Consider the following 12,083-nt stretch of genomic DNA (forward strand, 5'->3'; position numbering starts at 1 on the left):
ACGGAGACGTAAGTTCTATTCGTCTCTGAAGATGGCACCGATATTGCCGATGCTGCCATAGCCAGGATTTTGCTGTCGCTTCTTTGCCATGTAGTAGGCCGACAGTTCCTTATTCAGCGTGGCAATGGATTTGGGCTTTCCGTCCGGACCGATTTTCGAAATGCCAGCCTGCTCATAGGCATCGCCAGTGGGTGCGGCTGGTGCAGGAGCGGCGGAACCACCGTAGATATTGTTCGAGGCCGGTGCTGCCGGGGCCATGCTGGCCATCTGGCCGGGCTGGGTTTTGACCGGGGGCGCCACATAGCCATTGGGCTGATAGGCGTCCGAGGTGGCCTGCGGGGCCTGCAGCTGCAGATCGGGCGGCATGGTCAGGCTGTTGCCCACCGGCACATTGGAGGCGGATGGCACGGCGCCCTTGCCGTTGAGCAAGGAAGAACCGGCGGCGCAGCCCGCGAGGGCCGATCCGATCACACACACAATCAATGACTTACCGAAGATTCCCAACATTCCCACAACTCTTTGCAGGGGCTGCATTTGCCCAGCAATGCGGCAAATCCATGGCTAGGATTTCTGCCGTTCCAGCAGGCTGTCATACAGCAAGAGGGCCACGCCGACAACGATGGCCATGTCAGCAGGGTTAAAAATGAAATCGAGCAGCGCCAGGCGCAGGCCGTCGATATGGAAATAGAAGAAATCGGCCACCGCCCCACGCACCGCCCGGTCCAGCGCATTGGAGAGCGCGCCGCCGACGATCAGGCCCAGGCTGGCGGCATTCAGCACGCTGGTGCTGCGGGCCAGCCATATCCACAGAAGCAGGCTGACCAATAGGCTGATGGTGATCAGGGCACCCTGCAGATGGGTGGTGAGCAGGCCGTAAGACACGCCCTTGTTCCAGGCCATGGCCAGGTCGAAGAAGGGCGTAACATTGATCACGCGGCGCTCCGGCAAATTGAGCACCGAGATCACCCAGTATTTGACGCTCTGGTCCAGACCGAATGAAAGTGCGGCCACGCCCAGCCCCAAAGGCGTCAGCGGGCCCCAGAGACGCGCCTTGATCACACTGTTTTTCCGGTGCGGGTCTGCCATTCGCGCACGGCTTCGGCATCGCGCGCCGTGATGTCGGGGAAATCCTTGTCGGAACCGATGTCCTTGGAGATTTTCCACGAGCGGGCACATTTCTGGCCTTCGGCCTTGTGCGGCACCACCGCGATGTTTTTAGCTTCGGACAAGCGGAAGGCGGCTTGCGGCCCCTCGCCTGCTTTCACCGCAATGGCAGAGGTGATGCAGACTTCAGCAAAGTCGATGGATTGCACAGCTGCCAGTGCGTTGTCTTCACTCGAGACGAAAACTTCCGGGGCTGCTTCCAGCGCTGAGCCGATCACCTTGTTGGCCCGCTCGATCTCAAGCGCACCGGTGACGCTGGCGCGCACCTTGCGGATCAGTGCCCATTTCTCGGCCAAGGCTTCATCACGCCAATCTGACGGGGCTTGAGCAAATTGCATCAGATGCACTGACGAGCCCTCGCCCGCATAACGGCTGAGCCAGACTTCTTCCATGGTGAAAACCAGAACCGGTGCCCACCAGGTGGTGAGGCAATGGAACAGTTCGTGCATCAGCGTGCGGGTGGCGCGGCGCTTGTCGGATGAGAACGGGTCGCAATAGAGCGTGTCCTTGCGGATGTCGAAATAGAAGGCCGAGAGCTCGACATTCATGAAGTTGGTGAGCGTGGCCACGGCGCGCTTGTAGTCATAGACCTTGTAGGCGGCCTGCACTTCTGCACCCACTTCGGCCAGCTTGTGCAGGATATAACGCTCAAGCTCCGGCATCTTGGCATAATTCAGATGCTCGTATTTCTGATAGCCTTCGAGTGCGCCCAGCATGTAGCGGAAGGTGTTGCGCAGCTTGCGGTAGGTTTCGGTCGTGGTCTTGAGGATCTCGTTGCCGATGCGCTGGTCATCGCTGTAGTCCACCGTGGCGACCCAGAGGCGCAAGATATCAGCGCCGGAATTCTTGATCACTTCCTGCGGCACCACCGTGTTGCCGAGCGACTTCGACATCTTGCGACCGTCTTCGGCCATGGTGAAGCCATGGGTGATGAGCGCATCGTAAGGAGCACGCCCTCTCGTGCCGCAGCTTTCGAGCAGCGAGGAATGGAACCAGCCGCGATGCTGGTCGGAGCCTTCGAGATAAACATCCGCCGGCCATTTCAGGTCGGGGCGTTCTTCGAGCACGAAGGCATGGGTTGAGCCTGAATCAAACCAGACGTCGAGAATGTCTTTCACCTGCTCGAAGTCATCGGCCTTGTATTCGTTGCCGAGGAGTTTCTGGGCGGCGCCTTCTTCATACCATGCGTCTGCACCATGTTCACAGAACGCTTCAAAGATGCGGGCGTTCACTTTGATGTCGTTGAGGATTTCGCCGCTCTTCTTGTTGACGAAAACAGTGATCGGTACGCCCCAGGCGCGCTGGCGCGAGATCACCCAATCGGGGCGGGACTCGATCATGCCGCGCAAACGGTTCTTGCCGGCGGGCGGGAAAAATTCGGTCTGCTCAATGGCGGCCAGCGCCTTGTCGCGCAGGCCTTGCTTGTCCATCGAGATGAACCATTGCGGCGTGTTGCGGAAGATGATCGGCTTCTTCGAGCGCCAGGAATGTGGATAGGAAATGGTGCGGCGGTTGTGGCCGAGCAACATGCCAGCAGTTTTGAGCGATTCGATCACGCGCTTGTTGGCATCGCCCCAGCGGCCATGATGGTCGATAACGCGGCCGCCATCGAAGCCTGGCGCATCCTTGGTGTAGAAACCATTCTCGTCAACGGGAGTTGGCACATCAGTTTCGATGCCGCGATCGCGCAAGGCTTTCTGGTTGGCGACCCAGACATTGTAGTCGTCAGCACCATGCGAAGGTGCGGTGTGCACGAAACCGGTACCTGCGTCGTCGGTGACGTGGTCACCATCGAGCAATGGGACTGTGAAGTCATATCCAAGCGACTTCAGCGGATGATCGCAGGAAACGCCAGCCAGTTTGAAATCGGAAACACGGTTCGCAATGATGCGGCCCGCCTTGAACACGTCGTCGGCCAGCTTGTCGGCAACGACAAGCTTTTCGCCCTTGAGCGTCCAATTGCCTTCCGGCGCATCGGTCACTTCATAAAGGCCGTAGTTGATGCGCGAGGAGAAGCTGATGGCACGGTTGCCGGGGATCGTCCAAGGCGTTGTCGTCCAGATGACAACCTTAGCGCCATCGCCGTTCCTGACGGGGAATTTTACGAAGATCGTATCGACTTCAACGTCCGCGTATTCGACTTCCGCTTCAGCCAGTGCCGTCTTCTCGACCACGCTCCACATCACAGGCTTGGAGCCGCGGTAGAGCTGGCCGTCACCGGCGAACTTTTGCAGCTCGCGCGAGATGATGGCTTCGGCCTTGAAGTTCATCGTCAGATAGGGATTGTCCCAATCGCCTTCCACGCCGAGGCGCTTGAATTCTTCGCGCTGCACGTTGACCCAATGAGTGGCAAATTCGCGGCATTCCTTGCGGAATTCGTTGATCGGGATCGCGTCCTTGTTCTGGCCCTTGGCGCGGTATTGCTCTTCGATCTTCCATTCAATCGGCAAGCCGTGGCAATCCCAGCCGGGCACATAATTGGCATCCTTGCCGGCCATCTGGGCCGAGCGCACAACGAGGTCTTTCAGCACTTTGTTCAGCGCGTGACCGATGTGGATGTTGCCGTTGGCATAGGGCGGGCCGTCATGCAGCACGAACTTTTCGCGGCCCTTCGAGCTGTCACGCAGGATCTTGTAAAGGTCCATATCCGCCCAGCGCTTCAAGAGCTCGGGCTCCTTCTGCGGCAGGCCGGCTTTCATCGGAAAGTCGGTCTTGGGCAGGAAAACGGTTTCGCGGTAACGGTCGGTCTTTTTCGGTTCGGCAGTCATGAGCGGGGCTCTTATCAGAGCCTCCGCATTCTTGGAAGGCTTTAGCCTTTCTGGTCAAATCCCTGATGGGCGGCCTGCGCCAAGGGGAGCATTTCCGCCTCGGACTGGGGACCAGCCATGGCATAGATCATGCTGGGCTCCACCCATGAGCAGGTAACCAGCGGCCCGTGCTGTTCAACCTTGAAGGGCGCATCCTTTTGAGCTGCATTGGCCGCCACATAGACCACCAGGCGCTTTTTCGAGGCGTCTTCATACATCAGCAGCCCGGCGGGGCTGGCCCCCTGGGGCAGCAGGCGGCCGCCGATCAGCGCATAGCCCTGGGCAGAAAGATCAGGCACGGTGAAAGCCACGCCGATGCGTTTCGATAGCCATTTCTGCAGATGATCCTTCTCATCGGCGTTCACCTCCACCGGATGGCGCTGCTCGCCGCCATAGACGGTAAAGGCATCCAGCGCGCGCTGGGGTAGTGCTTCGGCCACCGCGCTGGTGCCGGCGAAATCACGCAGTGTCCAGCCGGCAACGCCGCCGACCAGCATGGCGGCAACACTGGCCGCCACCGCCCAGCCACGCCAAGAGCGGGCCAAGGGTGCATGCCGCGCCGAACGCAGAAGAGCCTGCGGCACATCCTCATTGAGTACGCCATCAAAGGTTTTATGCAGTGCGGCCTTCTGCTGGCGGATCACCTCCAGCAGGCGGCGCGCCTCGGCGTCCGTCGCGAGAAGCGCTTCGATCTTGGCCTTTTCCTCGCCCTGAAGTTCGCCATCGGCAAAAGCGTGAAGGGCCCAGTTTTCAATTGTTTCAAACATCATTTCACCACGCGCAAAACGGTCGTTCCGCGCTTTTCCAAAAGGTCTTGTAAATTCGATCTGGCCCGCGACAGGCGCGACATCACGGTACCAATGGGCACGCCCATGATTTCCGCCGCTTCCTTATAGCTCATCTCTTCCAAGCTGATCAGGATCAGCACTTCGCGTTGCGGCTGGGGCAGCAGGTCCAAAGCATCGGTAATCAGCGTCACCGAAAGGTTCTGCTCCTGGGCCGGGGCCACGGCGGGCTCATCGGCCTCCAGGCCATCCACATCTGCCATCACGCCAAAATGCTGGTTTCGCCGCCACTGACTGACATGGATATTACGCAGGATGGCGAACAGCCAGGCCCGCAGGGGTCGCGCCGTATCGTAGAGGTGCTGTTTGACGAGGGCGCGTTCGACACAATCCTGCACCAGGTCATCGGCCAAGGCAGCATCACTCACCAAACCACGCGCAAAGCGGCGGAGACGGGGAATTTCCTTCACCAATTCGCTTGCAAAGTCCTGATGCACCATGCCTTCTCTTACGCCAGGCTGTGCCTGCTATTCCACCACGTCATATTCTCTTGTTGCAAATGCCACATAGCGTCATAATTCGCGGTGATTCAGGGGTGAATTCATGAACTCATATGACATGCTGGTCATTGGCAGTGGTCCTGCCGGGCGGCGCGCGGCGGTGCAGTCAGCCAAGCTGGGCAAGTCGGTGCTGGTGGTGGACAAGGGGCGCAGGCTGGGCGGCGTATCCGTGCATACGGGCACCATCCCCTCCAAGACGCTGCGCGAAACAGTGCTCAATCTTTCCGGCTGGCGCGAGCGTGGCTTCTATGGCCGCGGCTACCGCGTGAAGCAGGTGATCTCGGCGGCCGACCTGGTCGAGCGCCTGCGCAAAACCCTGGACCATGAAGTGGAAGTGCTGCAGCACCAGTTCATGCGCAACGCCGTGAAGAGCACGCAAGCCACTGCGCATTTCTCCAGCTCCAACACGGCGCGGCTGACGACTGAGCTTGGGGACGTGTCAGAAGTGCAATTTGAAAAGGCGCTCATATCAGTGGGCACAAGGCCATACCGCCCCGACAACATTCCGTTTGACCACAAGCGGGTTTTTGACAGCGATGAAATCCTCGACATCGAAACCCTGCCCCGCACCTTGATCGTGATCGGTGGCGGCGTGATCGGGGTGGAATATGCCACGATCTTCTCTGCCCTTGATGTGCCGGTGACGCTGATTGAAGGCCGCAACACCATTCTTGAATTCGTCGACAAGGAACTGGTGGAAGATTTCATGCACCAGATGCGCGACCGCGGCATGTCGATCCGCCTGGGTGCCACTGTTGCCACGGTCACCGCCTCCGACAAGGGGGTGGAAGTGACGCTGAGTGACGGGCGCCTGATCAAGGCTGATGCGCTGCTTTACGCGGCTGGCCGTTCCGGCAATGTGCCGACGCTGGGGCTTGAGACAGTTGGCATTGCCACCGATGCGCGCGGGCGTATCGAGGTTGATCATTCTACCTTCCAGACTTCAGTTCCGCATATCTATGCGGCGGGTGATGTGATCGGCTTTCCGAGCCTCGCCTCCACCAGCATGGAACAGGGGCGCATTGCAGCCTGCCACGCTTTCGGTGTGCATCTGCCTGCCCCGCCCGAAACCTTCCCTTACGGCATCTATGCCGTGCCGGAAATTTCCACCGTGGGGCTTTCGGAAGAAGACGTGCGCAAGACCGGCCAGGCCTATGAATGCGGCGTGGCGCGGTTCCGTGAAACCTCGCGCGGGCATATTATGGGTGTGAATAACGGGTTCCTGAAACTGATCTTCTCACTGGAATCGCGCCGTCTGCTGGGCGCGCATATTGTGGGAGAAGGGGCGACTGAGCTGATCCATATTGGCCAGGCGGTGATCAACCTGAAGGGCACGGTCGATTACTTCGTCAACAACACCTTCAATTTCCCGACACTGGCTGAGGCCTACAAGATTGCTGGGCTTGATGCCTGGAACCGCATGGGTGCTCCGGACCCGATTGCGAGCTAGGGTTTCCACTTTTCGCGCATTGTGACCAGTTCTTCCGAAGCCGTCGGGTGAACGGCCAGCGTGGCATCAAACTGCGCTTTGGTGGCGCCGCAGGTGATGGCGATGCCGAGCAGCTGCGCCATTTCGCCGGCATCTGGGCCGGCAATGTGGCAGCCGAGAACCTTGTCGGTTTCGCCATCGACAATCAGCTTCATCAGCATGCGTTCGTCACGGCCTGAGAGCGTGTGCTTCATCGGGCGGAAGCTGGTCTTGTAGATATCGATCTTGGCGTGCTTGTCGCGCGCCTGGGCTTCGGTGAGGCCTACGGTGCCGAGTTCCGGCTGCGAAAATACTGCGGTGGGCACCAGCGTGTGATCCACTGAGCGCGGCATGTTGCCGAAAATCGTGTCGGCAAAAGCGTGGCCTTCGCGGATGGCCACGGGCGTGAGGTTCACGCGGTTAGTCACATCGCCCACGGCATAGATTGAGTCCACCGAGCTCTTGGAGAATTCATCGACTTCAACGGCGTAATGCGGTGTGAGCTTCACGCCTGCCTCTTCGAGGTTCAGGCCCACCGTATTGGGCATGCGGCCGGTGGCGAACATGATCTGACCTGCGCCGATCTGGCGGCCGTCTTCCAGCGTGACGCGCACGCCGTCACCGCTGCGTTCAATCGCAGCAATGTCGGCCTTGGTGAGGATCTCGATCCCTTTTTTCTTCATTTCGGCGGCGAGGTGGTTGCGCAAATCATCATCAAAGCCACGCAGGATCTGGTCGCCGCGCAGCACCAGGATGGTTTCCACGCCAAGGCCGTTGAAAATCCCGGCAAACTCAACCGCAATATATCCGCCACCGACGATCACGATGCGGCGGGGCAGATGGTCCAGATGGAAAGCCTCGTTCGAGGACATCGCCAGCTCATGGCCGGGCAGATGGCGCGGAATGAAGGGCGCGGCACCGGTGGCGATGAGGATATATTTCGCGGTGATCTTGCGTCCGGATGTGGCCAGTTGCACCGTGTGCGCATCCACCAAGGTCGCACGCTCCATGATCAGTTCAGCGCCGGCGGCTTCGAGATTGCGGATATAGGCCTTGTTCAGGCGGTCTATTTCCTTGTCCTTGTTTTCGATCAGGACGGACCAATCGAAGGACACTTTTTCCGAGGTCCAGCCGTAGCCAATCGCATCTTCAAATTCCTCGGCGAATTTGGATGCATAGACCAGCAGCTTCTTGGGCACGCAGCCACGGATGACGCAAGTGCCACCTACGCGGTATTCTTCTGCGACTGCGACCTTGGCGCCATGTTTGGCCGCAATGCGGGCTGCGCGCACGCCGCCCGAACCTGCACCAATGACGAAAAGGTCGTAGTCGTAACTGCTCACGGACGGGTGATCTCCTCAACGCCGTTTTCAGTGGCCATCATCACGATGCCGCAGATGCCGATGAACAGCCCGCATTCAATCACGCCCGGCAGATGCTTGAGCGACGCTTCCAGCCGGTCCGGATCGGGGATCGCGCCCAGCTGCAGGTCAATGATCGCATTGCCGCCTTCAGTGACGAAAGGCTTGCCATCCACTTGCGCGCGCAGGCGCATCTTGGCATTGGTGAAGCCCTGATTGTGCAGCAGGCGTTCGATCTTCCAGGCTGTGGGGTTCACGCCGTATTTCGAGACTTCCACTGGCAGCGGGAATTTGCCCAGCGTTTCGACCTTCTTCGATTCATCGCAGATGCAGATTACAAAGCGCGACGACGAGGCCACGATTTTCTCGCGGTGCAAGGCCCCGCCACCGCCCTTGATCATGCGGAATTGCGGATCGATTTCATCGGCGCCATCCACGGTGAAATCCAGGAAGGCATTGTCCTCGATATTCTGCAGATTGAGGCCGTGCTTCTGTGCCAACGCGTAAGATGCAGCAGATGTCGGCACGAAAATTGTATTAAGTTTTTCGCGTTTCACCTTTTCCGCAGCGGCTATGATGAAGTGATTGGCAGTGGTGCCGGTGCCCAGACCGATTTTCACATCTGCTGTAACAACTTTCAGCGCTTCAAGTGCGGCTGCTTTCTTTTGTGTATCCGCACTCATTTTCCCAGGCCACCCATCAACATGTATTTCAACTCCAGATATTCTTCCATGCCGTGAGATGAACCCTCACGGCCAATGCCACTTTCCTTAACACCACCGAAGGGCACTTCGGCGGTTGAAATCAGGCCTTCGTTAATGCCCACCATGCCGTAATCCAATGCTTCGCCCACGCGCCACACACGGCCGATATCGCGCGTGTAGAAATAGCAGGCGAGGCCGAATTCGGTGGCGTTGGCCAGCTCGATCACTTCTTCCTCGGTCTTGAAGCGGAACAGCGGAGCCACCGGGCCAAAGGTTTCTTCGCGGGCGACTGCCATGGCAGAGGTCACACCGGTCAGGATTGTCGGTTCGAAGAAATTGCCGCCCAAGGAATGCCCGCCCAGCACCACCTTGGCACCCTTGGCGGTGGCATCGGCAATGTGCTCTTCGACTTTTTTGACAGCGGCCTTGTTGATCAGCGGACCGGTGGTGACACCGTCCTTGACGCCGTCACCCACATTCAGTTTCTTCACGGCAACAGCCAGCTTCTCGGCGAAGGCATCATAGACGCCTTCCTGCACATAGATGCGGTTGGCGCAGACACAAGTCTGGCCGTTATTGCGGTATTTCGAAACAATGGCGCCAGCGACGGCAGCATCGAGATCGGCATCATCGAACACGATGAAGGGCGCGTTGCCACCCAGTTCCAGGCCCACCTTCTTGATGGTGGGGGCGCACTGGGCCATCAGCATGCGACCGATTTCGGTGGAGCCGGTAAAGGTCAGCGCTTTGACGATCGGGTTCGAGGTCATCTCGCCGCCGATTTCCGAGGCCTTGCCGGTGATCACCGAGAAAATGCCAGCGGGCATACCAGCACGGTGCGCAAGTTCCCCCAGCGCCAGCGCCGAGAACGGCGTTTCAGCTGCAGGCTTGCAGACAAAGGCGCAACCTGCCGCGAGTGCGGGGCCAGCCTTGCGGGTGATCATCGCATTCGGAAAGTTCCACGGGGTGATTGCAGCAACCACACCGACCGGCTGCTTGATGACCACGGCGCGGCTGTTGGCCATCGGCACCGGAATGGTTTCGCCGTAAACGCGCTTGGCTTCTTCTGCGAAGAACTCAATGAAGCTGGCACCATAAGCGATCTCGCCGCGGCTTTCCGCCAGCGGCTTGCCCTGCTCTGCCGTCATGATCTGGGCCAGGTCTTCCTGGTTCTCCATCATCAGGCTGAACCATTTGCGCAGGATGATGCTGCGCTCCTTGGCGGATTTCTTGGCCCAGGCCTTCTGGGCTTTTTCAGCACCTTCAATGGCGGCCTTGGTCTCGGCCTTGCCCAAACGCGGAATCTGGCCAATCACACCATCATCCACCGGGTTGGTGACATCGATCATGTCTTTGGAAGTGACCCACTCGCCATTGATGTAGCAGGCTTCCTTGAGAAGGCTCTTGTCCTTCAAGATGTTCTTCAAATTCTGGGATTTGGCGACGTCCATTCCGGCCTCCACAATTACAATGGCGTGCCCATAGCATAGCGGCTAAAGGCACACAAACGGACCAACAACACAGTAAGACCCATGCCAGTTGAAGCCCTGATTTTTGATCTTGATGGTACTCTAGTCGATACAGCGCCAGACCTGATCAATGCCGCAAACTATGCCCTGAAACAGGCGGGGCGGAATGCGATTTCGGACGAGCAGCTGCGTTCGTTCGTAGGACATGGGGCTTTGAGCCTGATTAAGCAAGGGCTTGCCGCCACCGGTGGCGTTCCGGATGAGACTACCGTTTTGGGGCTGCGCGACCAGTTCATTGATTATTACAATGATAATATCGCCGTGGGCAGCAAGGTGTTTGATGGGTTGGAGCCAGTGCTCAAGGCCGCCCGGCAGCGCGGCATCAAGCTGGGCGTGTGCACCAACAAGCTGGAAGGCCTGTCACACCGGCTGCTCAAGGATATTGGCCTGGCGTCCTATTTCGATGCGGTGGTGGGCGGCGACACATTGCCGGTGATGAAGCCTGACCCAGCGCCTTATTTCGAAGTGGCGCGGCTTTTGGGTGTGGATGCCAAACGCACCATCATGTTCGGTGACAGCGAGACGGATATCCGCACAGCCCAAGCTGCCGGCGTGCCGGTGATCGCGGTGAGCTTCGGTTATACGCCGCAGCATGTCTCGGCGTTTGATCCTGATCACGTGATTGATCATTACGACGAGGCCTGGAGCCTGGTTGAGGCCTATGTCTAAAGCCGCCACATCGGCCCGCGCGCTGGCCGGGCTGGGGCTGGTGACGGCTGATGAAGCTGCAAGGCTGGCTGCGGTCGAGGACAAGTTCTCCACGCGGCTTTCGCCGGAGGTATTGCGGCAGATCAAGACAGCCAGCCTCGATGATCCCATCTTCCGGCAATATGTGCCTTCGCGCGAAGAGCTGGACGTGCGGGAAGATGAGCTGGCGGATCCCATTGGCGACGTGCCGCACCAGAAGGTGAAGGGCATCATCCACCGCTACCGCGACCGGCTACTGTTGACGCCGACGCACACCTGCCAAGTCTATTGCCGCTTCTGCTTCCGCCGCGAGAAGGTTGGCAGTGCAGCTAATTTGAGCAAGGCAGAGCTTGAGGCGGCCTACGCCTATATCGCCGTGCATAGTGAAGTGAACGAAGTGATTCTGACCGGCGGCGATCCGCTGGTGCTTTCGGACCGCAGGCTTGCCGAGATCATCGGGCGGATTTCCGCGATCCCGCATGTAAGTGTGATCCGCATTCACAGCCGCGTGCCACTGGTAGAACCGGCACGGATCACTCGCGACTTGCTCAAGGCCCTGAAAACCCGCTGCGCGCTGTTCATGTTGATCCATGTGAACCACGCGGCTGAGCTGTCAAAGCCGGTTTGCGCCGGCCTGGCGCGGCTGAACAAGGCGGGCATTCCCCTGCTCTCGCAAAGCGTGCTGCTCAAGGGCGTGAACAATGACGCCGAGGTTTTGGCCACGCTATTCCGCGCGCTGATCGCCAACCGGGTGAAGCCTTACTACCTGCACCATCTCGACAAGGCGGAGGGCACCAGCCATTTCCGGGTTTCAATTGCTGAGGGCCAAGCCCTGATGCGCCAGTTGCGTGGCAAGCTTTCGGGCCTTGCCCAGCCAACCTATGTACTCGATATTCCTGGCGGCTTTGGCAAGGTGCCGATTGGGCCGGTCTCACTGAACCAGAAGGCACCAGGCCAATACGAAATCGCCGACCCAGAGGGCCGGCGACATCGCTATCAGGAATGAATTGGGTTTGAC

General features: G+C 59.0%; 11 protein-coding genes. 3 read left to right on the forward strand and 8 right to left on the reverse strand.

Annotated features, from left to right (window positions below; genetic code table 11):
- Nucleotides 1–15: 15 nt before the first annotated feature.
- The 5 genes from F8B91_RS07135 to F8B91_RS07155 are packed head-to-tail and all read right to left on the reverse strand — an operon-like array spanning nt 16 to nt 5,256.
- Nucleotides 16–507 (reverse strand): hypothetical protein, encoded by a 492-nt coding sequence (locus F8B91_RS07135; protein ID WP_196502980.1) that lies wholly within the window; start codon nt 505–507, stop codon nt 16–18.
- A 54-nt stretch (nt 508–561) separates the two neighbouring features.
- Complete coding sequence (lspA, locus tag F8B91_RS07140) at nt 562–1,086, reverse strand: signal peptidase II (RefSeq protein ID WP_196502981.1); 525 nt, start codon at nt 1,084–1,086, stop codon at nt 562–564.
- Complete coding sequence (gene ileS, locus F8B91_RS07145) at nt 1,056–3,932, reverse strand: isoleucine--tRNA ligase (RefSeq protein WP_196502982.1); 2,877 nt, start codon at nt 3,930–3,932, stop codon at nt 1,056–1,058. Before ileS ends, lspA begins: the two co-directional genes overlap by 31 nt.
- A gap of 41 nt (nt 3,933–3,973) precedes the next feature.
- Nucleotides 3,974–4,741 carry an anti-sigma factor family protein gene (locus F8B91_RS07150; protein ID WP_196502983.1) on the reverse strand — a complete coding sequence of 256 codons (768 nt, stop codon included), beginning with the start codon at nt 4,739–4,741 and terminating at the stop codon, nt 3,974–3,976.
- Nucleotides 4,738–5,256, reverse strand: coding sequence for a sigma-70 family RNA polymerase sigma factor (locus F8B91_RS07155; RefSeq protein WP_196502984.1), 519 nt, complete (start codon nt 5,254–5,256; stop codon nt 4,738–4,740). The genes F8B91_RS07150 and F8B91_RS07155 overlap by 4 nt, the downstream gene beginning before the upstream one ends.
- 103 nt (nt 5,257–5,359) lie before the next feature.
- Between F8B91_RS07155 and sthA the strand changes: the two genes are divergently transcribed.
- A complete protein-coding gene (sthA, locus tag F8B91_RS07160) occupies nt 5,360–6,766 on the forward strand; it encodes a Si-specific NAD(P)(+) transhydrogenase (RefSeq protein ID WP_196502985.1) in 1,407 nt (468 codons plus the stop codon).
- On the opposite strand, the gene gor is transcribed toward sthA, so the two are convergent.
- The 3 genes from gor to F8B91_RS07175 are packed head-to-tail and all read right to left on the reverse strand — an operon-like array spanning nt 6,763 to nt 10,300.
- Complete coding sequence (gene gor / locus F8B91_RS07165) at nt 6,763–8,127, reverse strand: glutathione-disulfide reductase (RefSeq protein ID WP_196502986.1); 1,365 nt, start codon at nt 8,125–8,127, stop codon at nt 6,763–6,765. The two genes, sthA and gor, sit on opposite strands and share 4 nt — an antisense overlap.
- Nucleotides 8,124–8,828, reverse strand: a complete 705-nt coding sequence (gene rpiA / locus F8B91_RS07170) for a ribose-5-phosphate isomerase RpiA (protein WP_196502987.1) — start codon at nt 8,826–8,828, stop codon at nt 8,124–8,126. The genes gor and rpiA overlap by 4 nt, the downstream gene beginning before the upstream one ends.
- On the reverse strand, nt 8,825–10,300 hold the full coding sequence (locus F8B91_RS07175) for an NAD-dependent succinate-semialdehyde dehydrogenase (protein ID WP_196502988.1): 1,476 nt from the start codon (nt 10,298–10,300) through the stop codon (nt 8,825–8,827). The genes rpiA and F8B91_RS07175 overlap by 4 nt, the downstream gene beginning before the upstream one ends.
- 81 nt (nt 10,301–10,381) lie before the next feature.
- Here F8B91_RS07175 and gph point away from each other — a divergent pair, with 81 nt between their 5' ends.
- The gene (gene gph / locus F8B91_RS07180) at nt 10,382–11,047 is read left to right on the forward strand and encodes a phosphoglycolate phosphatase (RefSeq protein ID WP_196502989.1); all 666 of its coding nucleotides are present in this window, start codon (nt 10,382–10,384) and stop codon (nt 11,045–11,047) included.
- Nucleotides 11,040–12,071, forward strand: a complete 1,032-nt coding sequence (locus F8B91_RS07185; RefSeq protein ID WP_196502990.1) for a lysine-2,3-aminomutase-like protein — start codon at nt 11,040–11,042, stop codon at nt 12,069–12,071. Before gph ends, F8B91_RS07185 begins: the two co-directional genes overlap by 8 nt.
- The last annotated feature ends 12 nt before the right edge of the window (nt 12,072–12,083 follow it).

Source organism: Aestuariivirga litoralis (assembly GCF_015714715.1).
Classification (GTDB): domain Bacteria; phylum Pseudomonadota; class Alphaproteobacteria; order Rhizobiales; family Aestuariivirgaceae; genus Aestuariivirga; species Aestuariivirga litoralis_A.

Excerpts from the sequence above, each read along its gene's own strand:
- F8B91_RS07135 (WP_196502980.1), bottom strand. The coding sequence starts at position 507 with ATGTTGGGAATCTTCGGTAAGTCATTGATTGTGTGTGTGATCGGATCG.
- lspA (WP_196502981.1), bottom strand. The coding sequence starts at position 1,086 with ATGGCAGACCCGCACCGGAAAAACAGTGTGATCAAGGCGCGTCTCTGG.
- ileS (WP_196502982.1), bottom strand. The coding sequence starts at position 3,932 with ATGACTGCCGAACCGAAAAAGACCGACCGTTACCGCGAAACCGTTTTC.
- F8B91_RS07150 (WP_196502983.1), bottom strand. The coding sequence starts at position 4,741 with ATGATGTTTGAAACAATTGAAAACTGGGCCCTTCACGCTTTTGCCGAT.
- F8B91_RS07155 (WP_196502984.1), bottom strand. The coding sequence starts at position 5,256 with ATGGTGCATCAGGACTTTGCAAGCGAATTGGTGAAGGAAATTCCCCGT.
- sthA (WP_196502985.1), top strand. The coding sequence starts at position 5,360 with ATGAACTCATATGACATGCTGGTCATTGGCAGTGGTCCTGCCGGGCGG.
- rpiA (WP_196502987.1), bottom strand. The coding sequence starts at position 8,828 with ATGAGTGCGGATACACAAAAGAAAGCAGCCGCACTTGAAGCGCTGAAA.
- F8B91_RS07175 (WP_196502988.1), bottom strand. The coding sequence starts at position 10,300 with ATGGACGTCGCCAAATCCCAGAATTTGAAGAACATCTTGAAGGACAAG.
- gph (WP_196502989.1), top strand. The coding sequence starts at position 10,382 with ATGCCAGTTGAAGCCCTGATTTTTGATCTTGATGGTACTCTAGTCGAT.
- F8B91_RS07185 (WP_196502990.1), top strand. The coding sequence starts at position 11,040 with ATGTCTAAAGCCGCCACATCGGCCCGCGCGCTGGCCGGGCTGGGGCTG.